The sequence below is a fragment of the Streptomyces sp. NPDC032822 genome (assembly GCF_055578825.1).
The window spans coordinates 167,976-187,842 of the sequence record NZ_JBVIOL010000016.1; the positions used below are offsets into that span (position 1 = coordinate 167,976).

18 protein-coding genes are annotated in these 19,867 nt (G+C 72.6%); 7 read left to right on the top strand and 11 right to left on the bottom strand.

Annotated features, from left to right (window positions below; all coding sequences use genetic code 11):
• Positions 1-2 precede the first annotated feature (2 nt).
• Entirely contained in the window at positions 3-2,201 is a 2,199-nt protein-coding gene (locus ACZ5VD_RS34510) for a helix-hairpin-helix domain-containing protein (RefSeq protein WP_468684503.1), read from the bottom strand.
• Positions 2,198-3,181, bottom strand: coding sequence for an aldo/keto reductase (locus tag ACZ5VD_RS34515; protein ID WP_468552045.1), 984 nt, complete (start codon positions 3,179-3,181; stop codon positions 2,198-2,200). Before ACZ5VD_RS34515 ends, ACZ5VD_RS34510 begins: the two co-directional genes overlap by 4 nt.
• 174 nt (positions 3,182-3,355) lie before the next feature.
• Between ACZ5VD_RS34515 and ACZ5VD_RS34520 the strand changes: the two genes are divergently transcribed.
• The gene (locus ACZ5VD_RS34520) at positions 3,356-4,411 is read left to right on the top strand and encodes an LLM class F420-dependent oxidoreductase (protein ID WP_468552044.1); all 1,056 of its coding nucleotides are present in this window, start codon (positions 3,356-3,358) and stop codon (positions 4,409-4,411) included.
• Positions 4,412-4,658: 247 nt separating this feature from the next.
• Positions 4,659-5,447 carry a ferritin-like domain-containing protein gene (locus ACZ5VD_RS34525; RefSeq protein WP_468552043.1) on the top strand — a complete coding sequence of 263 codons (789 nt, stop codon included), beginning with the start codon at positions 4,659-4,661 and terminating at the stop codon, positions 5,445-5,447.
• A 15-nt stretch (positions 5,448-5,462) separates the two neighbouring features.
• Here the strand turns inward: ACZ5VD_RS34525 and corA are convergent, their stop codons facing one another.
• Entirely contained in the window at positions 5,463-6,458 is a 996-nt protein-coding gene (corA, locus tag ACZ5VD_RS34530) for a magnesium/cobalt transporter CorA (RefSeq protein ID WP_468552042.1), read from the bottom strand.
• 62 nt (positions 6,459-6,520) lie between these two features.
• On the opposite strand from corA, the gene ACZ5VD_RS34535 reads away from it, so the two are divergent.
• The 4 genes from ACZ5VD_RS34535 to mshC all read left to right on the top strand — a co-directional run bounded on the left by ACZ5VD_RS34535 (position 6,521) and on the right by mshC (position 10,023).
• Complete coding sequence (locus ACZ5VD_RS34535; RefSeq protein WP_468552041.1) at positions 6,521-7,207, top strand: histidine phosphatase family protein; 687 nt, start codon at positions 6,521-6,523, stop codon at positions 7,205-7,207.
• A gap of 100 nt (positions 7,208-7,307) precedes the next feature.
• A complete protein-coding gene (locus ACZ5VD_RS34540; RefSeq protein WP_468552040.1) occupies positions 7,308-7,898 on the top strand; it encodes a DUF3090 domain-containing protein in 591 nt (196 codons plus the stop codon).
• Positions 7,862-8,680 carry an SCO1664 family protein gene (locus ACZ5VD_RS34545; RefSeq protein WP_468552039.1) on the top strand — a complete coding sequence of 273 codons (819 nt, stop codon included), beginning with the start codon at positions 7,862-7,864 and terminating at the stop codon, positions 8,678-8,680. Before ACZ5VD_RS34540 ends, ACZ5VD_RS34545 begins: the two co-directional genes overlap by 37 nt.
• 113 nt (positions 8,681-8,793) lie before the next feature.
• Positions 8,794-10,023, top strand: coding sequence for a cysteine--1-D-myo-inosityl 2-amino-2-deoxy-alpha-D-glucopyranoside ligase (gene mshC, locus ACZ5VD_RS34550; RefSeq protein ID WP_468684504.1), 1,230 nt, complete (start codon positions 8,794-8,796; stop codon positions 10,021-10,023).
• A 59-nt stretch (positions 10,024-10,082) separates the two neighbouring features.
• Here mshC and ACZ5VD_RS34555 read toward each other — a convergent pair whose 3' ends face one another.
• The 8 genes from ACZ5VD_RS34555 to ACZ5VD_RS34590 form a co-directional block, all read right to left on the bottom strand.
• The gene (locus ACZ5VD_RS34555; RefSeq protein ID WP_468552037.1) at positions 10,083-11,078 is read right to left on the bottom strand and encodes a PAC2 family protein; all 996 of its coding nucleotides are present in this window, start codon (positions 11,076-11,078) and stop codon (positions 10,083-10,085) included.
• A gap of 142 nt (positions 11,079-11,220) precedes the next feature.
• Complete coding sequence (locus ACZ5VD_RS34560; RefSeq protein WP_468552036.1) at positions 11,221-11,892, bottom strand: FadR/GntR family transcriptional regulator; 672 nt, start codon at positions 11,890-11,892, stop codon at positions 11,221-11,223.
• A 55-nt stretch (positions 11,893-11,947) separates the two neighbouring features.
• A complete protein-coding gene (locus ACZ5VD_RS34565; protein ID WP_468552035.1) occupies positions 11,948-13,243 on the bottom strand; it encodes an amidohydrolase in 1,296 nt (431 codons plus the stop codon).
• On the bottom strand, positions 13,240-14,025 hold the full coding sequence (locus ACZ5VD_RS34570) for a phosphorylase family protein (RefSeq protein WP_468552034.1): 786 nt from the start codon (positions 14,023-14,025) through the stop codon (positions 13,240-13,242). The genes ACZ5VD_RS34565 and ACZ5VD_RS34570 overlap by 4 nt, the downstream gene beginning before the upstream one ends.
• Positions 14,022-14,897: an ABC transporter permease gene (locus tag ACZ5VD_RS34575; protein WP_468684506.1), complete on the bottom strand. Its 876-nt coding sequence runs from the start codon at positions 14,895-14,897 to the stop codon at positions 14,022-14,024. Before ACZ5VD_RS34575 ends, ACZ5VD_RS34570 begins: the two co-directional genes overlap by 4 nt.
• Positions 14,897-15,937 (bottom strand): ABC transporter permease, encoded by a 1,041-nt coding sequence (locus ACZ5VD_RS34580; protein WP_468684508.1) that lies wholly within the window; start codon positions 15,935-15,937, stop codon positions 14,897-14,899. The genes ACZ5VD_RS34575 and ACZ5VD_RS34580 overlap by 1 nt, the downstream gene beginning before the upstream one ends.
• Position 15,938: 1 nt before the next feature.
• Positions 15,939-17,465, bottom strand: a complete 1,527-nt coding sequence (locus tag ACZ5VD_RS34585) for an ABC transporter ATP-binding protein (RefSeq protein WP_468684509.1) — start codon at positions 17,463-17,465, stop codon at positions 15,939-15,941.
• The gene (locus tag ACZ5VD_RS34590) at positions 17,446-18,498 is read right to left on the bottom strand and encodes a BMP family ABC transporter substrate-binding protein (protein WP_468552030.1); all 1,053 of its coding nucleotides are present in this window, start codon (positions 18,496-18,498) and stop codon (positions 17,446-17,448) included. Before ACZ5VD_RS34590 ends, ACZ5VD_RS34585 begins: the two co-directional genes overlap by 20 nt.
• 293 nt (positions 18,499-18,791) lie before the next feature.
• Here ACZ5VD_RS34590 and mtnA point away from each other — a divergent pair, with 293 nt between their 5' ends.
• Complete coding sequence (mtnA, locus tag ACZ5VD_RS34595) at positions 18,792-19,823, top strand: S-methyl-5-thioribose-1-phosphate isomerase (RefSeq protein WP_468684510.1); 1,032 nt, start codon at positions 18,792-18,794, stop codon at positions 19,821-19,823.
• The last annotated feature ends 44 nt before the right edge of the window (positions 19,824-19,867 follow it).

Consider the following 19,867-nt stretch of genomic DNA (forward strand, 5'->3'; position numbering starts at 1 on the left):
GGTCAGCCGGTCGTCGTCGGGACCTGCGGAGCGAGCAGCGCGGGCAGCCGGGTCGTGCGCGGCTTCGCCGCGATCTCGGCCACGGCACGGGGCAGCGCCTCGTCCGCGCCGTGGACCACGGACAGATGGCGGTCGGCCCGGCCGAACGCCGTGTAGACCCAGGGCCGGCTGAGCGCCTGCGCGGCGTCGCCGGGCAGCACCACGACCACCGCGGGCCACCGGGCGCCCGCCGCCTGGTGCGCGGTCAGCGCCCACCCGAGCCGCACGGACTGCTCGACCCGCTCCTTCGGTACGACGACGGCCTCGCCCGCACACGACAGATGCAGCCCGTCGGCGTCGGCCTTGACCACGCGGCCCGGCAGCGAACGTCCCGGCGCGGGGGAGTAGGCGATCCGGTCGCCGGGGTCGAAGCCGCCGAAACGGCCGGGGCCGGGGTTGAGCCGCTCCTTGAGGGCCGCGTTCAGCGCGCGCGTGCCGGCCGCGCCGCCGTGTCCCGGAGTGATCACCTGGGTGTCCTCGGTGGGAACCCCGATCGCCCGCGGCACCGAGTCCGCGACGAGCTGCACCGTCCGGTGCACGGCCTCGCCCGCGTCCCGCACCGGCACGATCACGACCTCCTTGCCGGGGGCCTCGACCTGGTTGAGCTCCCCGATGCCGATACCGGAGACCAGCTCGCCCAGCGGGCCCGGATCCGGGCGCCGGGAGGCCACCTGCGGGCAGATCCGCGCGGCCAGCAGATCCGCGAACACCCGACCGGGGCCCACGGACCACAGCACCGCCGGATCCCCGGTCAGCACCAGCCGGGCGCCGTCCGGCAGCGACTCGGTGAGCAGCGCCGCCGTCTCGACGTCCAGCTGCGGCGCGTCGAGCACCACGAGCAGGTCGAGGTCCAGTGCCCCTTCGGCGTCCCGGCCGGGCCCCTCGGCACCGGACAGGAGCCCGGCGACGGTGGCGACGACACCGGCCTCTGCGGTCTCCGGCCCCTCGCCGCCCGTGATCCGCGCGCCGAAGCGGTCGCGGCCGATCGGGCCGTGCGCGGCGGCCCAGGCGCGCAGTCCCAGCCCGCGGGCCGCGCTCACCAGTGCGGCCGGTTCGGCCAGAGCGGCCTCGCCGCCGGTGTGGAGCACCAGGCCGTGGCCCGCGACCGCCCGGATCAGCTCGGCGGCGGAGCCCCCGGCCGAGGTGGCGGCCTGTTCCCAGTCCGTGCCCGAACCGTCCGCCTTCGGCACGGAGTTGATCAGGCGGGCCAGGCCGTCGGCGAGGCTCTCCTCCGCGAGGGCGTACCGCTCCAGACCGACGAGGACCCGGACCGGCCGCTCCTCGCTCTCGTCGTCGCCTTCCGCCTCGTCGCTGCGCTGGGCCGGCACTCCGGGCTCGTCCAGGGCGTCCTGGAAGGCCAGGGCCTCGCCCTCGGCGATCGTGTCCTGGACGGCCGTGTCCGGATCCGGTACGCCCCGCTGGGCCAGCGCGGCGGTCAGCGCCGGCATCTCCAGGGCGGTGTGCCCGGCGAGGGCGGCCTGCTCCAGCAGCCAGCCGGTGACCGCCCGGCCGCGCCGCTCGTCATCCGGGGCGCACTCCGCGCCGAGCAGCGCCCGGGCGAATCCGTCGGCCTGCTCCGGCCGCACGCCGGGGACCGCCAGCAACTGCCAGGGATCCGTCCGCAGCCGCTCGCCGGCACCCTCACCGAGTGCGGCGGAGACCTGCGGCGCGAGTGTGTCCGGCGCACCGCCCTCGGCCAGCACCTCCCGCACGGACTCCACGGTCTCCGCAGCGGGAGCCGCCGGCGCGCCCACCGGGGGCGCCGGGACCGGCCGGGGCCGCGCTTCCGGGGCGGGCCGGCGCGCGGGCTCCGGCTCGCTGAAGACGGCGCCCACCGGCTGGTCGCCGCTCTCCACCGCCCGTACGGCCGCGAGCAGGTCGGCGGCCTTCCCGCTGAGCTTGGCCCCGGCGGCGATGGGTGCCTTCTTCTCGGCCTTGCGCCGTGCGATCCGCTCCCGCTCCAGCCGCTGTGCGGCCAGCTCGGCCGCGGCCTCGGACACCTTCGCCGCCGCCTCGGCCTCGGTGTCGCCCTCGCCGGTCGCGGCGTCCCCGGCGGTCACGTCCTCGGACGTGGTGTCCTCGGAGGTGTCGCCGTCCTCCGGGACACCCTCCTCGGGGGCGGTGTCCTCCGCGGCCTCAGCGGGCTCCGGCTCCGTGCTCACAGCGTGCTCCAGTCGTGATCGGGATAGCGGTGCACGGGCGCCGACACGTCGTCGAGCGCCCGGCAGATCTCGTCAGGAAGACTAAGGGCCTCCACTGACAATGCGGCCGTGAGCTGCTGCGCGTTGCGCGCGCCGACGATCGGCGCGGCCACGCCCGGTCGGTCGCGCACCCACGCCAGGGCCACCTGGAGCGGGGTCACCGCGAGCCCGTCCGCCGCCGTCGTCACGGCGTCCACGATGCGCGTCGCCGTCTCGTCGAGGTAGGGCGCGACGAACGGCGCCATGTGCTCCGAGGCGCCCCGTGAGTCGGCCGGCGTCGCGTGGCGGTACTTGCCGGTGAGCACGCCGCGGCCGAGCGGCGAGGAGGGGAGCAGGCCGATGCCCAGGTCCAGGGCGGCCGGCAGCACCTCGCGCTCGACGCCGCGCTGGAGCAGCGAGTACTCCAGCTGGGTGCCGGCCAGCCGGGTCCGGGTGCCCGGCGCGGCGAGCTGCCAGGTCGCGGCCTTGGCGAGCTGCCAGCCGCAGAAGTTGGAGATCCCGGCATAGCGGGCCCGCCCGCTGCCGACCGCCAGGTCCAGGGCCTGGAGGGTCTCCTCCAGCGGGGTGTCGGGGTCGTAGGCGTGGATGTGCCACACGTCGACATAGTCCGTGCCGAGCCGGGCCAGGGAGGCGTCCAGCGCGGCGAGCAGATGCCCGCGGGAGCCGTCGAACCGGCGGTCGGGGTCCGGGACGCTGCCGGCCTTCGTGGAGATCACCAGGTCCCGGCGCGGCACCAGGCCCTCTATGAGACGTCCGAGCAGGTATTCGGCCTCCCCGTCGCCGTACACGTCCGCGGTGTCGACGAGGCTCCCGCCGGCTTCCCAGAACGTCTTCAAGAGGTCCGCGGCGTCGTGCTCGTCGGTGTCCCGCCCCCAGGTGAGGGTGCCGAGTCCGATACGGGACACACGCAGGCCGGTGCGGCCGAGATGCCTCTGCTCCATGAACGCCGAGATTACTGGCCAGAACCTGTCGCGTGGGGGCCTGTGGATAACCAGTTTCCGCCAGTGACCGGGGCGTTGGCCCCGGGGGCGGGTGTCGGCCGCCATACCCGAACCCCGACCCCCGCGCTAAGGTCTGCGGACAAGGGACGTTACTGATCGGTAAGGGGATTCGGCATGCAGCTCGGTATCAACCTCGGCTACTGGGGTGCCGGCATGGACGGGGACAATCTGGCCGTCGCCCAGGAGGCCGACCGGCTCGGATACGCCGTCTGCTGGGCGGCCGAGGCCTACGGCTCCGACGCGGCCACCGTGCTCACCTGGGTGGCCGCGCAGACCGAGCGCATCGACGTCGGCTCGGCCATCTTCCAGATCCCGGCCCGCCAGCCGGCCATGACCGCGATGACCGCGGCCACCCTCGACTCGCTCTCCGGTGGCCGCTTCCGCCTCGGCCTCGGTGTCTCGGGCCCCCAGGTCTCCGAGGGCTGGTACGGCGTCAAGTTCGACAAGCCGCTCTCCCGCACCCGCGAGTACGTCGAGATCGTCCGCAAGGCGATGACCCGCGAGCGGCTCTCCTTCGAGGGCGAGCACTGGACGCTGCCGCTGCCCGGCGGCCCGGGCAAGCCGATCAAGCTGACCGTGCACCCGGAGCGCGAGCACATCCCGCTGTACATCGCCGCCATCGGCCCGAAGAACCTCGAACAGACCGGTGAGATCGCGGACGGTGCCCTGCTGATCTTCCCCTCCGCCGACCACCTGGAGGACACGGCCGTCAAGTACCTGCGCGCGGGACGCGAGAAGGCCGGCAAGACCCTCGACGGCTTCGACGTCTGCCCGACCCTGCCGCTGGCCGTCGGCGAGGACAAGGACGTGGCGACCCTCGCCGACACCTTCCGCCCGTACACCGCGCTCTACGTCGGAGGCATGGGCAGCCGCAAGCAGAACTTCTACAACCAGCTCGCCCGGCGCATGGGGTACGAGCAGGAGGCCACCGAGATCCAGGACAAGTACCTGTCCGGCGACAAGCAGGGCGCCGCGGCAGCCGTTCCGCACGACCTGATCGACCAGACGACCCTGCTGGGCTCGGTCGACCGGATCGCGGACCGGATGAAGGCGTACGCCGCGGCCGGTGTCACCACGCTGACCCTCGCCCCCGCGGGCTTCACGCTCGACGAGCGGATCGCCTCGCTGCGCGCCGGCACCGAGGCACTGGAGCGCGCGGGCCTGGCGTGACAGGAGGGTTCCACAACCGGGGGAACCAGAGGTTTTCAGCGGCCGTGGTGGGGGCTCGGGGGTCTACCCCGCCACGGCCGTCACGGGGAACAACGCGCCCGGGCCCTGTGTGGTTACGCCCTCGGAGCGACGCGTGAGGTCCTCCTTTTGGCGGAGTTGTCCGACACAGCTGTTGCAGCACCCCTCTCGCCGCATTTGACTCGTTCTTTGCGGATCCTGCGGAGAATCCTGCAGAGAGGTGCTCACGATGCTTTCGGCCAAGAGTCTGTTCCAGGAGATCCTCGACAACGACGAGTCCTTCCGGCTGTTCTGCTCCATCGCGGCCAGCGGGGAGTCGCAGGGCGGCTGGGAGAACGCCCGCATCGCCGCGCTCGTGCCCCCGGGCGAACGCCAACTGGCCCCCAAGATCGTTCGGCACGGCGCGGACGAGGACAAGCACGGGCGGATCTTCAACGCCCTGATGAAGAAGCGTGGTCTGGAGCCGGTCCCCGTCCCGCCCGAGACCGACTACACGATGCTCCTGGAGAAGCACGGCATCGGGCTGGCCCACGAGAAGCTGAAGAGCGACGAGCCGCTGACCGTGCCGGACATCGTCACCTACCTCGCCCACAGCCGGGTCACCGAACAGCGGGCCTCCGAGCAGATGGACCTGCTGCGCAGGAACTTCGCCGACCACCCCGACCTCGGCCGCGCGGTCAGGATGATCTCCAACGACGAGGACAACCACCTCGCCTACTGCCACGAGGAACTGCTGCGCTTCGCACACGCCGGGCACGGCCACGCCATCCGGCGGACCCTGCGGGAGTGCGCGCTCGCGGAGATCCGGGTCTACCGGGACGTCAGCCTCGCCGTCATGGCCCACATGGGCCGCCTGCTGGGCTGGTCGAGGGCCAGGTCGGCGGTGCTCGTGGCCGGCATCCACGCGGTGTACGCGTACGAACGCCTCGCCGGCTGGCGGCGCATGGTGTCCCTGAGGATGCCGGAGCGGCGCGACGCCCTGGGCGGCCCGGCCGCCTCCGCCCCCGAGTTCGCCTGACGCCGGGCGAGGCCCCTACAGCCACCCCCGCCTCTTGAACGTCCGGTACAGCAGCACCTCCAGGGCGGCCATGACCGCGACCACCGCCGGATAGCCCCACACCCAGTGCAGCTCCGGCATGTGGTCGAAGTTCATGCCGTAGATCCCCGCGATCATCGTGGGGATCGCGGCCATGGCCGCCCACGCGGAGATCTTCCGCATGTCGTCGTTCTGCCGGACGCTCATCTGCGCCAGATGCGCGGACAGGACGTCCGAGACCAGCCGGTCCAGGCCCTCCACGGACTCGTTCACCCGGATGAGGTGGTCGTTGACGTCACGGAAGAAGGGCCGCGCCCGGTCGTTCACGAAGGGCACCACCGCGCCGAACTCCTCCGCGCCCGCCAGCCGGGTCATCGGCAGCGCGAGCGGGCCGGTCGCCCGGCGGAACTCCAGGATCTGCCGCTTGAAGGTGTAGATCCGGGACGCGGTGTGGCGTGATCCGCCGCCGTCCGGCGAGAACACCTCCGCCTCCAGCTCCTCCAGGTCCGTCTGGAGTTCGGTCGCCACGTCCAGGTAGTGGTCCACGCTCGCGTCGGCGACCGCGTACAGCACGGCGGTGGGGCCCTTGCCGAGCAGCTCCGGCTCCTCCTCCAGACGGGCCCGCACGGCGCTCAGCGGGGAGCCCTCGCCGTGCCGGACGGTCACCACGAACGAGTCGCCGAGGAAGAGCATGACCTCGCCGGTGGACACGGCGTCGCTCTCCGGCTCGTACACGACCGGCTTGAGGACCAGGAACAGCGAGTCGTCGTAGACCTCCAGCTTGGGCCGCTGGTGGGCTTTGAGGGCGTCCTCGACCGCCAGCGGGTGCAGCCCGAACTCCCGGGCGACGAGGTCGAACTCCTTCTCCGACGGCTCGTGCAGCCCGATCCAGACGAACCCGTGTGCCGCCCGGGCCGCGGCGAGGGCGTCGGACAGGTCCTCGGGACCCTCCGACCGGTGTCCGTCACGGTAGACGGCGCAGTCGACGATCACGGAGCGTATTCTCCTTCCGCCCTCTCGCCCCCGCACTCCGGAGGGCGCCTACGCTGGGCCGCATGCCCACGTTGATCCTTGTCCGGCACGGACGTTCCACCGCCAACACCGAGGGACTGCTCGCCGGGTGGACGCCCGGAGTCGCCCTGGACGAGCGCGGCGCCGCGCAGGCCGCCGCGCTGCCCGGCCGGCTCGCCGAGCTGCCGATCTCCGAGGTCGTCAGCAGCCCGCTGCAGCGCTGCCAGGAGACGCTCCGGCCGCTGCTGGAGGCCCGGCCCGGTCTCACCGCCCACTCCGAGGAGCGGATCGGGGAGTGCCACTACGGCGACTGGTCCGGCCGCAAACTCGCCGAACTGACGGGCGAGCCGCTGATGGAGGTCGTGCAGGCGCACCCCTCGGCGGCGGCGTTCCCCGGCGGCGAGTCGATGCGGGCGATGCAGACCCGCGCCGCCGAGGCGGTGCGCGAGTGGAACGCGCGCGTGGAGCGCGACCACGGCCCCGACGCCGTGTACCTCATGTGCTCCCACGGCGACATCATCAAGTCTCTGGTGGCGGACGCGCTCGGACTTCATCTCGACCTCTTCCAGCGGATCTCCGTAGAACCGTGTTCCATCACCGCGATCCGTTACACCCGTCTGCGGCCGTTTCTCGTCCGCCTCGGCGACACCGGCGATTTCACGTCCCTCGCGCCGCGCGAGGAGCCCGCGGCCGGTGACGCCCCGGTGGGGGGTGGTGCGGGCGCACCGTGATCGTCGGGCGCAGTAGGGTGAAGCGGTTCACACGCACGCGTTCACGCATGGACGTTCCGCACACACGATCACGTACTCACGATTCCCATGGAGACAGGACGTGTCCCGTCAGGTGTTCCTCTACGATCCCCCGGACCGCTTCGTGGCCGGTACGGTCGGACTCCCCGGACGCCGTACGTTCTTCCTCCAGGCCACGGCCGGCCCCCGGGTGACCAGCGTGGCTCTGGAGAAGACCCAGGTCGCCGCGCTCGCCGAGCGCATGGACGAGCTGCTGGACGAGGTCGTACGCCGTACCGGAGGCAGTGCCTCCGTTCCCGCCGTCGCGCCCACCGAAGTCGCCGACACCCGGCCCCTGGACAGCCCCGTCGAGGAGGAGTTCCGGGTCGGCACCATGGCCCTGGCCTGGGACGGCGACGAGCAGCGCATGATCGTCGAGGCGCAGGCCCTGGTGGAACTCGACGCCGACACCGACGAGGATCTCGCCGAGGCCGAGGAGCGCCTCCTCCAGGACGAGGAGAACGGCCCCCCGATGCTGCGGGTCCGGCTCACCGGCGCGCAGGCCAGGGCCTTCGCCAAGCGTGCCCTGGACGTCGTCAACGCGGGGCGGCCGCCGTGTCCGCTGTGCAGCCTCCCGCTCGACCCGGAAGGACACGTATGTCCGCGCCAGAACGGATACCGCCGGGGAGCGTGAGGACCACCGAGCTGCTCGCCCGGGGCGAGCTGACCGTGCGGGGCGGCATCCGGGAGGCGTCCAACGCGGCCCTGTACTGCGCGGTGACCCACGAGGGCCGTGAGGCGCACTGCATCTACAAGCCCGTCGCCGGCGAGCGGCCCCTGTGGGACTTCCCCGACGGGAACCTCGCCCGGCGCGAGGTCGCCGCCTACGAGGTCTCCGAGGCGACCGGCTGGGGGCTCGTACCGCACACGGTGCTGCGCGACGGGCCGTACGGCGAGGGCATGTGCCAGCTGTGGATCGAGGCGACGCCGGGGAGCGAGCTGCTCGCGCTCGTCGACGCGGAGGAGCCGGAGCCCGGCTGGAAGGCCGTCGGCTTCGCCGAGGTCGGGGAGGGCCGGACCGCGCTGCTCGTGCACGCCGACGACGAGCGGCTGCGCCGCCTCGCGGTGCTCGACGCGGTGATCAACAACGCCGACCGCAAGGGCGGCCACCTCCTGCCCGCCCCGGACGGCCTGCTGTACGGCATCGACCACGGGGTCACCTTCAACGCCGAGAACAAGCTGCGGACGCTGCTGTGGGGCTGGGCGGGGGAGCCGCTGACGGGAGAGGCGGTCGACGTGCTGAAGGGCCTCAGGGAGGCGCTCGGCCCGGCAGGGCCGCTGACCGCCCGGCTGGCCGCACTGATCACCGCGGCCGAACTCGACGCCACGCGCGCGCGGGTGGACGCCCTGCTGACCACCGGGAGGCATCCGGAGCCGAGCGGGGAGTGGCCGGCCATCCCGTGGCCGCCGGTGTAGCCGCACCGGCGAGGGTTCACCGCACACCGCGCGACCGTGCGCAAGAACGCCTTACCGGCCATCCGGACCGGTCCGGTTCGTATACGGAACATCCGTCCGGTTAGGCTCATGACATGCATGCCTGGCCCGCTTCCGAGGTCCCCGCCCTGCCTGGTCAGGGCCGCGACCTGAGGATCCACGACACCGCGACCGGTGGCCTCGTCACCCTCGACCCCGGTCCCGTCGCCCGTATCTACGTGTGCGGCATCACGCCGTACGACGCGACCCACATGGGGCACGCGGCGACCTACAACGCGTTCGACCTCGTGCAGCGCGTGTGGCTCGACACCAAGCGGCAGGTTCACTACGTCCAGAACGTGACGGACATCGACGACCCGCTGCTGGAGCGGGCCGCGCGGGACGACATCGACTGGGCCGCCCTCGCCGAGAAGGAAACGGCCCTGTTCCGCGAGGACATGACCGCCCTGCGGATGCTGCCCCCGCGGCAGTACATCGGCGCGGTCGAGGCGATACCCGGCATCGTGCCGCTCGTCGAGCGTCTCAGGGACCTCGGCGCCGCCTACGAACTCGAAGGCGACGTCTACTTCTCCGTCGAGTCCGACCCCGACTTCGGCAAGGTGTCGAACCTCGACGTGGCCGCGATGCGACTGCTGTCCGCCGAGCGCGGCGGCGACCCGGACCGGCCGGGCAAGAAGAACCCGCTCGACCCGATGCTGTGGATGGCCGCCCGGGAGGGCGAGCCCAGCTGGGACGGCGGTTCGCTCGGGCAGGGCCGGCCCGGCTGGCACATCGAGTGTGTCGCCATCGCCCTCGACCACCTCGGCATGGGCTTCGACGTCCAGGGCGGCGGCTCCGACCTCGCCTTCCCGCACCACGAGATGGGCGCCTCGCACGCCCAGGTGCTGACCGGCGAGTTCCCCATGGCCAAGGCGTACGTCCACGCCGGCATGGTCGCCCTGAACGGCGCGAAGATGTCCAAGTCCAAGGGCAACCTGGTCTTCGTCTCGCGGCTGCGGCGCGACGGCGTCGACCCCGCCGCGATCCGGCTCGCGCTCCTCGCCCACCACTACCGGGCCGACTGGGAGTGGACCGACCAGGTCCTCCAGGACGCCGTGGACCGGCTCGGCCGCTGGCGTGCCGCCGTTTCCCGGCCCGACGGCACGCCCGCAGAGGCGCTCGTCGAGGAGATCCGTACGGCCCTCGCCGCCGACCTGGACGCACCGGCCGCGCTGGCCGCCGTGGACCGCTGGGCGGCGCTGCAGGACGAGCGGGACGGAACGGACGAGGGCGCCCCCGGCGTGGTCTCACGGGCCGTGGACGCGCTGCTGGGCGTGGCGTTGTAGGGAGCCGACGGCGAACACGGTGAGGGCGGTGCGCCGACCGGCGCACCGCCCTCAGCGGTTCAGTCCTCCGATGACGAGTCCTCGTCGTCCGCACCCGGCTTGGGCGGCTTCGGCGGTTTCGTACGGCCGCCGGGGTTGTCCCGCAGATACGGGGCCGTCGGCGGGCCGTCGCCGCCGTCGGCCGTGGCGTGTCCGCCGGCACCGCCCGGTCCCGACCCGTCCCGGCGGCGCAGATAGCGTTCGAACTCGCGGGCGATGGCGTCGCCCGACGCCTCCGGCAGCTCGGCGGTGTCCCGGGCCTCCTCAAGCGACTGCACGTACTCCGCGACCTCGCTGTCCTCGGCGGCCAGTTGGTCCACGCCCACCTGCCAGGCGCGCGCGTCCTCGGGCAGCTCGCCCAGCGGGATGCGTACGTCGATCAGGTCCTCCAGGCGGTTCAGGAGGGCCAGCGTCGCCTTCGGGTTGGGCGGCTGCGACACGTAGTGCGGGACGGCCGCCCACAGCGACACCGCCGGAACGCCCGCGTGGGTGCACGCCTCCTGGAGGATGCCGACGATGCCGGTGGGCCCCTCGTACTTGGTCTCCTCCAGATCCATCCGCTGCGCCAGGTCCGGGTCGGACGTGACCCCGCTGACCGGAACCGGACGGGTGTGCGGGGTGTCACCGAGCAGGGCGCCCAGCACGACCACCAGCTCCACTCCCAGTTCATGGGCGAAGCCGAGGATCTCGTTGCAGAACGACCGCCATCGCATCGACGGTTCGATCCCCCGGACGAGCACCAGGTCGCGCGGCTTCTCACCGCCGACCCGGACCACCGAGAGCCGGGTCGTGGGCCAGGTGACCTTGCGTACCCCGCCGTCCAGCCACACCGTGGGGCGGTTCACCTGGAAGTCGTAGTAGTCCTCGGCGTCGAGCGCCGCGAAGACCTCGCCCTTCCACTCCCGGTCCAGGTGCGCGACCGCGGTGGAGGCGGCGTCACCGGCGTCGTTCCAGCCCTCGAACGCGGCCACCATGACTGGGTCGATCAGCTCGGGAACTCCCTCCAGCTCGATCACCCAGCGCCTCCTTCCGACGTGCCCTCGCTTAACGACCCAACCTTACGGCGTGCGGCGGGGGCGCCCGCAGCCCCCTTGCACGGGGGAGTGAACGGATCACTGCCCCGATCGTCCCCCCGGGACACCCCTCGGGGCGCGCTCCTCACAGGCTGGACCTGAGCCACTGCTCGACGCTCGCGATGTGCACGGTCGCCCAGGAACGCGCCGCCTCCGCGTCCCGGTCGCGCAGCGCCGCCAGGATCGCCCGGTGCTCGTGCAGGGTGCGGCTGACGGCATCCTCCTGGGTCAGCCCGCGCCAGATCCGGGCCCGGGTGGTGGGCCCGGACAGGCCGTCCAGCAGTGAGCACAGCACGGAGTTCCCGGAGCTCTGCACGATGCCGCGGTGGAAGTCCAGGTCGCAGGCGACCAGTTCCTCCACCGACGGATTGTCGCCGAGCTTGTCCAACTGAGCCGAGAGGGCGTCCAGTTGCTGTTCGCTCACCCGTAGCGCGGCCATCGCGGTGGCGGCCGGTTCCAGGATGCGGCGCACGGCCAGGAACTCCAGCACGGTGTCGTCGCGGTGGAAGTCGACGACGAAGCTGAGCGCCTCCAGGAGGAGTTGCGGGTCGAGGCTGGTGACATAGGTGCCGTCGCCCTGCCGTACGTCCAGGATCCGGATCAGCGACAGGGCGCGCACCGCCTCCCGCAGGGAGTTGCGGGACAGGCCCAGCTCGGCGGCGAGTTCGCTCTCCTTGGGGAGACGGTCCCCGGGGCGCAGCGCGCCGGTGACGATCATGCCCTTGATCTTCTCGATCGCCTCGTCGGTGACTGCCATGGCCGGTCTCCCTGTCGTTCAGACATCGGATGTCTCAGCACAGTATGCGGCCTGTTCAGACGAGCGCCTCCAGGTCGGCGATCACCGCCGCCTCGTCGAGCGTGGTCAGCGCCCGGTTCCGCATCAGCACCCGCCCGTCGACCACCGTGTCCCGGACGTCGGCCGCGTGGGCGGCGTAGGCGAGCGTGGACCACGGGTCGTGCAGCGGCCGCAGATGCGGCGCGTCTAGGCCGAGTACGACCAGGTCGGCCCGCTTGCCCGCCTCCAGCGACCCCAGGTGCTCCCCGAGCCCCAGCGCCCGCGCGCCCTCGATCGTCGCCATCCGTACGGCCTGTTCGGCGCCGACCGCGGTCGGGTCACCGGCCGCCTTGTGCACCAGCGCGGCCTGCCGTACGGCTCCCAGCACGTCCAGCGTGTTGGAGCTGACGGCCCCGTCGGTGCCCAGCCCGACGGTCACGCCGGCGCTCAGCAGCCGCGGCACGGGCGCGATCCCGCAGCCCAGTTTCAGGTTGGAGACCGGACAGTGCGCGACCGCGGTGCCGGTGCGGGCCAGCGCCGCGATCTCGGGCCCGGTGAGGTCCACGGCATGCGCGAGCAACACGTCGGGTCCCAGAAGCCCGAGCGAGTCGAGCAGCTCGACGGGCCGCTTGCCGTACCGCACCTCGACGGTGGCCACCTCGGTGGCGTTCTCGGCCGCGTGCAGGTGCAACAGGGCACCGAACTCCCGTGCCAGGGCGGCGATGTCGGTGAGCTGCTCGGGGGAGAGGGTGTAGGTGGAGTGGGCGAAGAGGACCGGGCGGGTGCCGGGGCGGGCGGTGCCGCGGGCCAGGAGGTCGCGGCGGGCCCACTCCAGCCGGTCCGGGTAGGCGATGCCGTCGGCCGGGTCGGGCACGTCCATGAAGGTGGGGCCGGTGTGCAGCCGCCAGCCGGTCTCGCGGGCCGCCCGCCGGGCCGCCTCGTGGAACCAGTACATGTCGAGCGCCGAGGTCACCCCGGCGCGGAGGCTCTCGGCGACCGCGAGCCGTACCGCCGCCGCCACGTTCTCCGGCGCCAGCAGTTCGGCCTCCCACCTCAGCACCCGCTCCAGGAAACCCTGGAGGGTGACGTCGTCGGCGCGGCCCCGCAGCAGGGTCATCGCCAGATGGGTGTGCGTGTTGACGAGCCCCGGCAGGATCAGGCAGCCCGCGGCGTCGAGGGACTCCGCGGCTGTGAACCGGGTTCTCAGCTCCGCGGCCGGTCCGACGGCGAGGATCTCGCCCTCGTGGACGGCGACCGCCCCGTCCCGTACGACGGTCCCGGCCTCGTCGACCGTCAGGACGTCACCGCCGTGCACCAGCAGGTCGATGGTCACGCGGTGCCCTCGGCGGTGCTCTCCGCGGCGGTCTCCGCCAGCAGCCGCAGCGCCTCCAGCGCGACCACCGCGCCCTTCTCCACGCCCGCCGCGACGACGTCCCGGTGCGGGTTGTAGCCGCCGGTGCTCTCCTCGTCGACGAGTTCGTCGGCGTTCGCCCCGTCGACGACGAGGACACCGCCCGCGACCAGTCCGCGCAGCGAGGCGGTCACCAGCAGCGCCGACAGCTCCATCTCGATCGCCGCGAGCCCGGCACCGTCGTAGGAGAACAACGGAATGAGGCCCGGCTGGAAGGCCGCCCGGGTCCAGACGATGCCGCGGTGGTGCGGGGCGCCCGCCGCGCGGGCCGCGCGCTGGAGCGCGAGCACCGCCTCCGGCGCCGACACGGCCGGGTACTCCGGCGGCAGCAACTGCTGGGTGACACCGTCGTCCCGGACGGCCGCCTCGGCGACGACCAGGTCGCCGTCGCCGATCCCGGGCCTCATCGCACCCGCCGTACCGAACCGGATGAAGGTGCGGACGCCCGCGTCCGCCAGCTCCTGGAACAGGAGGATCGCACCCGGGGCGCCCACCCCGTGCGAGGCGACGACGACCGGGAGGCCCTTCCAACTGCCGCTGAACACACGGTATTCGCGGTGGTACGACACCTCCTCGGCGCCGTCGAGCAGCGCGGCGACGGCCGCCGCGCGCGCCGGGTCGCCGACGACGACGGCGTGCGCCGGGAGGCCGGTGCGGGGGATGCGGGTGACGGGCAGCAGGTCGGGCAGGTCCTGGTGGGTCATGACGCGGCTCCGGAAGGACTGGTACGGGTGGTACGGCGACGGCGGCGGGCCGTCGTGAGGAAGAGGGCGCCGAGGGTGACGACGTACGGCGCGGCGTCGGTGGCCTGTTGCGGCAGGCCGAGGCCCTGGAGGCGGAAGCCGGCCGCCTCGGCGAGGCCGAACAGCAGCGCGGCGAGCAGGACGCCGATCGGCGCGGCCCGGCCGAGCATGACCGCGACGACCGCGATCCAGCCTCGGCCCGCCGTCATGTTCTCGGAGAACAAGGTGACGTTGCCCAGGGCGAGTTGGGCGCCCGCGAGCCCGCACAGCACCCCCGAGACGAGGATGGCCGCGTACTTGTACTTCGCCGGGCTCACCCCGAGCGTCGCCGCCGCTTCCGGTGCCTCGCCGACCCCGCGCAGCCTGAGCCCCCACACATGCCGGGAGAGCAGCAGCGCGGCCAGGCCGACCGCCACCCACGACAGGTACGCGAGCGGGGTGAAGCCGCCGACCAACGGCAGGCCGGCCAGAGCCGGGTCGTCGAAGGTGCCCTGCACACCGAAGACCGTCCGCAACAGGAAGCTGGTGAGGCCGACGGCCAGCAGGTTCATCGCGACCCCCAGCACGACCGCGTCCCCGCGCAGGGTTACCGTCCCCACCGCCAGGATCAGCGAGTACCCGGCCGCCGCGAGGGCCGCCGCCAGCACGCCCAGCCAGGGGCTGCCGGTGAACCAGCTGGTGGCCACGGCGGTGAAGCAGCCCATCAGCATCATGCCTTCGAGGCCGATGTTGAAGACGCCCGCGCGCTCGCACAGGGCGCCGCCGAGCGCGGCGAGCAGGATGGGGGTCAGCGCGCGCAGCGCCGACGTCAGCAGATCGGAGTCGAAGAACATCACACCGCCTCCTTGCGACGGTTGAACCACCGGCTCGGGAAGTGGAGCCGGGCCGCGAGGAACACGATGACGACGGCCTGGAGCACCTGCGTCAGCTCGCGCGGCACCTCGGTCGTCCGCTCCATCGCCAGTCCGCCCACCTGGAGGACCGCGAAGAAGAAGGACGCGAGGACCGTACCGAGCGGGGCGGCGGTCGCCAACAGCGCGGCGGTGAGGCCCGTCCAGGTGTAGCCGGGGGCGGTCAGTGAGCCGTCCACGAAGCGGTACGGGAAGCTCAACACCCCGATGGCGCCCACCAGTCCGGCCAGGGCGCCCGAGACCGACATCAACCTGAGGGTCAGGCCCCGGCGTTCGACGCCCGCGTAGGCGGCGAAGCGCGGGTTGAGGCCGGTCATGCGGATCTCGTAGCCGACGGCGGTGCGCCGGTCGGTGAACCAGTACGCGGCCGCGGCGAGGGCCACCAGCACCAGACCGACCGTCACGGTCGAGTCGCCGAAGGAGGGCAGTGCCACGCCGTCCGGCAGGGTGCGGGTCTGCGGGAGGCTGGAGCCGGGCTCCTTCAACGGATAGCGGGCCAGGTAGGAGGCCAGCGAGACCGCCGGGTAGCTCAGCAACAGGCTGCTGACCAGCAGCGGGACGCCGAGCTGGTTCTCGCAGAGGGCGGCCAGGGCGGCGTACGCGGCACCGGCCGCCATCCCCGCGAAGAGGGCCAGGACGACGGTGAGCAGGGCGGGCAGCGGTGAGTACAGGCCGGTCACGGCCGCGGTGATGCCGCCGAGGACCAGCTGTCCGTCGCCGCCGAGGTTGATGAGCCCGGCCCGCAGCGGGATGGCCAGCGCGAGCGCCAGGCCGAGCACGCTGGTGCCGGTCGTCAGCGTGGAGCCGATGCCGTCCGCGCCGAGTGAGCCCGTGAGGACCGCCTCGTAGGCCGCCACCGGGTTGGCGCCGGTGCCGACGAGGAAGAGCGCGCCGATCAGGACGCCCGCGAGGACGGAGAAGGTGATGGGGGAGCGCAGGGCGCCCGATATCCGGTTCTTCATGTCAGTCGACGGCCTCCACGCGCACGCCCGCGCCCGCCATCGCGAGCCCCAGCGTCCGCTCGTCCGCCTCGTCCTTCGGGTAGGTCGCCGTGATCCGGCCCTCGTACATCACCAGCACCCGGTCGGCCAGGCCGCGGATCTCGCTCAGTTCGGCCGAGACCAGCAGGACGGCGTGACCGGCGTCGCGGTAGGCGATCAGCTGGTCGTGAATGTTCTGGATCGCGCCGATGTCGACCCCGCGGGTCGGCTGTTCGACCAGCAACAGGGGGGCCTCGTGGGCGAGTTCACGACCGATGAGCAGCTTCTGCAGATTGCCGCCGGACAGTGCGGAGGCGGCCACCTCGGGGGTGGACGCCTTGATGTCGAACCGCTCGACCAGGCGCCGCGCGTGGTCGCGTACGGCGGCGGGCGGCAGCAGACCGCGAAAGGACAGGCTCGTGCGGTGGTGGCCCATCGCCAGGTTGTCCGCGACGGACGCCGCCGTCGCCGTACCGACCGCGTGCCGGTCCTCGGGGACGTACGCCAGGCCCTTGGCGCGGCGCTCGGCGGCCGAGGCGTGGGTGATGTCCTCGCCCTGGAGCGCGACCCGGCCCGCGGTGGTGTGCCGCAGCCCGGCCAGCGCCTCCACCAGCTCGCTCTGGCCGTTGCCGGCGACGCCCGCGATGCCGACGATCTCCCCGGCGCGGACGGTGAGGCCGACGTCGTGCACGGAGTCGGTGGTGAGACCGGACACGTCCAGGACGACGTCCGTCGGTGTCCCCGGCGCGTGCACACGGTCCAGTTCGACCGCGCGGCCGGTCATCGCGGCGGCGATCTCGTCGGCGGACGTCTCGGAGGTGACCAGGCGGGCCACCACCCTGCCGTCCCGCAGGACCGTCACCCGGTCGCTGCCCTCCAGCACCTCGCGGAGTTTGTGGGTGACCAGGATCACCGTGCGGCCCTCGGCGGCCAGCGACTTGAGCACCGCGAACAGGGCGTCCGCCTCGGCGGGTGTGAGCACCGCCGTCGGCTCGTCGAGGATGAGGGTACGGGCGCCCCGGTGCAGCAGCTTCAGGATCTCCACGCGCTGCCGCAGCCCGACCGGCAGCGCGCCGACCCGGGCGTCCGGGTCCACCGCGAGGCCGTGCTCCTCGGCCAGCTCGCGCACCCGGCGGCGGGCCGCGGCGCGGTCCACCAGGCCGAAGCGGCGCGGCTCGGCGGCGTAGACGACGTTCTCGGCGACCGTCAGCGAGTCGAACAGCTTGAAGCTCTGGTGGACCATCCCGAGCCCGGCGGCCATCGCGTCGGACGGGCTGGCGAAGCGCGCCTCCCGCCCGCCGATCAGGACCGAGCCGGCGTCGGCGCGCTCCATGCCGTAGAGGACCGACATGAGGGTGGACTTCCCGGCGCCGTTCTCGCCCATGAGGGCGTGGATCTCGCCGTGCCGGACGGTCAGGTCGACGGCGTCGTTGGCGAGCGTGCCGGGAAACCGCTTGGTGATGCCCCGGAGCTCGACCGCGACGTCCGCGTCAGCCGGCGGCGGGGTCATCGACCTTGAGCTTTCCGGAGACGATCCGGTCGCGCAGCGCCTCGACCTTCTTCAGGACGTCCTTGTGGTCGGCGATCACGCACTTCGACGAGTCGACGCCGGCCTCCAGGCCGGTGAGGCTGATGCCGCCCTCCTTCAGGCCGTACGACACCGTCGTGCCCGCCTTGCCGCCGAGGACCGCCTCGATGCCCTGGTGCACGGCCACGTCGGTGCGCTTGATCACGTTGTCGACGACCGTGCCGGGCGCGGAGACGCACTGGTTGACGTCGACGCCGTACGCGTACGCGCCCTTGGCCTTCGCGGCCTCGAAGACGCCGTAGTTGCCGGCCGCGGCCGCCGCCATGATCTGGTCGTAGCCCTTGGAGAGCAGGGTGTCCGCCTGCTCCTTGGCGCGCGCCGAGTCGTCGAAGGGGGACTGGCCGCCGACGAAGCGGGTGCTCGTGGAGGTCTTCGGCGCGACCGCCTTGGCGCCGGCCGCGAACGGGTCGCTGTAGCGGCGGAACTGGGGCGTGTCGAGCACGTCCACCGCTCCGACCTTGCCGCTCCTGCTCAGCAGACCGGCCTCGGCGCCCGCGAGGTAGACGCCCTCGTGCTCACGGAAGACCGCGCAGCCGACGTTCTTGAAGGTCTTGGTGGTGCAGGCGTCGATGATCAGGAACTGCTGCTCGGGGTTCTTCTGGGCCTGCTGGGCGACCAGGTCGGCGAACTCGAAGCCGACCAGCACGATGACGTCCGGCTTCGCGTCCACCGCGGCCTGCACGTTCTGCTGCTGGGACGCGGTGTCGGTGGACTCGTAGACCTTCTGTGTCCCGTCGTACTGGTTCGCCGCTTCCTTGATCCCGGTGACGGCCAGCTTCAGGAACTCGTTCTGACCGACCGCGTCCGGCGTGACGAGCGTGAAGGACTTCCCGCTGCCACCGCTCGCGCTGTCGGAGGCGTCGCTCTTCGCGGCCGCGTTGCACGCGGTGGCGGCGGTGACCAGAAGCGTGGTGGCGACGGCGGCTTGCAGGGAACGGCGGGATCTGCGCTGCATGGGAAGGACCTTCCGGGGTACGGCGAGACCCGCTCGACGGTGAGCGGGTGCGGGGAGGGGATCGACGGGCGGTGGGGGAAGGTTCAGCGTCGACAGCCGTCGCCGCAGCACCGGCCGAAGTCCAGGAAGCGGCGCTTGGTCAGCAGCATGCGACTTCCGTTCGTCTCGGTCAGTGGACTGGGGGCTGGACTCTAACACCGGTTTCCGGACACTTGCCCGATTGTCTCGAACTGTGGTTCCCCCAGGTCATGTAGCGTGGCGGTCACCCACCGGAACATCAGGAGTGTCCCGATATGCCCCAGGAACTGCGCGCTGTCGAGTGGACCGGAACCGGTCTCGCGCTGATCGACCAGACCCTCCTTCCGCATCGCGCCGAGACGGTGGATGTCCAGGATGTGGACACTCTGGTCGACGCGATCCAGCGCCTCGTGGTGCGGGGCGCGCCCGCGATCGGGGCGGCCGGGGCGTACGGGGTGGCACTCGCGATGGTGCAGGGCGAGCGGGAGGGCTGGACGGCCGACGAGACCCGTGCGGCGGTCGCCCGCGTCCGCGAGGCCCGGCCCACCGCCGTCAACCTCATGGTGTGCGTGGACCGGGTCATGACCCGCTTCGACGAGGGCCTCACCGCCGTCCTCGAAGAGGCCGCCGCCGTCCAGCGCGAGGACGTCGAGGCCAACCGCGCGATGGGCGCGCACGGCGCCGACTGGCTGCTCCAACGGGTCGGCGCGGACCGCCCGTTGCGCATCCTGACCCACTGCAACACCGGGGCGCTGGCGACCGCGGGCTGGGGCACCGCGCTCGGCGTCATCCGCGAACTCCACGCGCGCGGACTGCTGGAGGTCGTCTACGCCGACGAGACCCGCCCCCTGCTCCAGGGCTCCCGGCTGACCGCCTGGGAGCTGGTCCAGGAGGGCATCCCGCACTACGTCCAGGCCGACGGGGCCGCCGCCGGCACCATCCTGCGCGGCGAGGTCGACGCGGCGATCGTCGGCGCCGACCGGATCGCCGCCAACGGCGACACCGCCAACAAGGTCGGCACGGTGGGCGTGGCGCTGGCGTGCGCGGACGCGGGGATCCCCTTCCTGGTCGCGGCCCCCACCACCACGGTCGACCTCGCCACCAAGACCGGCGACGACATCCACATCGAACTCCGCGGGGAGGCCGAGGTGTTGGAGTGGGGCGGCGTACGGACCGCTCCCGTGGAGTCCCGGGGGCACAATCCCGCTTTCGATGTGACGCCGGGGCGGTTGGTCACGGGGTTGGTGACGGAGCGGGGCGTGCTGGAAGTGGCTTCCGGTCAACTGCCCGGCGAGCACCTGAAGTAGAGGACACAGAGAAGAGGACACAGAGAAGAGGACATAGGGAAGGG

Excerpts from the sequence above, each read along its gene's own strand:
- ACZ5VD_RS34515 (WP_468552045.1), bottom strand. The coding sequence starts at position 3,181 with ATGGAGCAGAGGCATCTCGGCCGCACCGGCCTGCGTGTGTCCCGTATC.
- ACZ5VD_RS34520 (WP_468552044.1), top strand. The coding sequence starts at position 3,356 with ATGCAGCTCGGTATCAACCTCGGCTACTGGGGTGCCGGCATGGACGGG.
- ACZ5VD_RS34525 (WP_468552043.1), top strand. The coding sequence starts at position 4,659 with ATGCTTTCGGCCAAGAGTCTGTTCCAGGAGATCCTCGACAACGACGAG.
- ACZ5VD_RS34535 (WP_468552041.1), top strand. The coding sequence starts at position 6,521 with ATGCCCACGTTGATCCTTGTCCGGCACGGACGTTCCACCGCCAACACC.
- ACZ5VD_RS34545 (WP_468552039.1), top strand. The coding sequence starts at position 7,862 with ATGTCCGCGCCAGAACGGATACCGCCGGGGAGCGTGAGGACCACCGAG.
- mshC (WP_468684504.1), top strand. The coding sequence starts at position 8,794 with ATGCATGCCTGGCCCGCTTCCGAGGTCCCCGCCCTGCCTGGTCAGGGC.
- ACZ5VD_RS34560 (WP_468552036.1), bottom strand. The coding sequence starts at position 11,892 with ATGGCAGTCACCGACGAGGCGATCGAGAAGATCAAGGGCATGATCGTC.
- ACZ5VD_RS34570 (WP_468552034.1), bottom strand. The coding sequence starts at position 14,025 with ATGACCCACCAGGACCTGCCCGACCTGCTGCCCGTCACCCGCATCCCC.
- ACZ5VD_RS34575 (WP_468684506.1), bottom strand. The coding sequence starts at position 14,897 with ATGTTCTTCGACTCCGATCTGCTGACGTCGGCGCTGCGCGCGCTGACC.
- ACZ5VD_RS34580 (WP_468684508.1), bottom strand. The coding sequence starts at position 15,937 with ATGAAGAACCGGATATCGGGCGCCCTGCGCTCCCCCATCACCTTCTCC.
- ACZ5VD_RS34585 (WP_468684509.1), bottom strand. The coding sequence starts at position 17,465 with ATGACCCCGCCGCCGGCTGACGCGGACGTCGCGGTCGAGCTCCGGGGC.
- ACZ5VD_RS34590 (WP_468552030.1), bottom strand. The coding sequence starts at position 18,498 with ATGCAGCGCAGATCCCGCCGTTCCCTGCAAGCCGCCGTCGCCACCACG.
- mtnA (WP_468684510.1), top strand. The coding sequence starts at position 18,792 with ATGCCCCAGGAACTGCGCGCTGTCGAGTGGACCGGAACCGGTCTCGCG.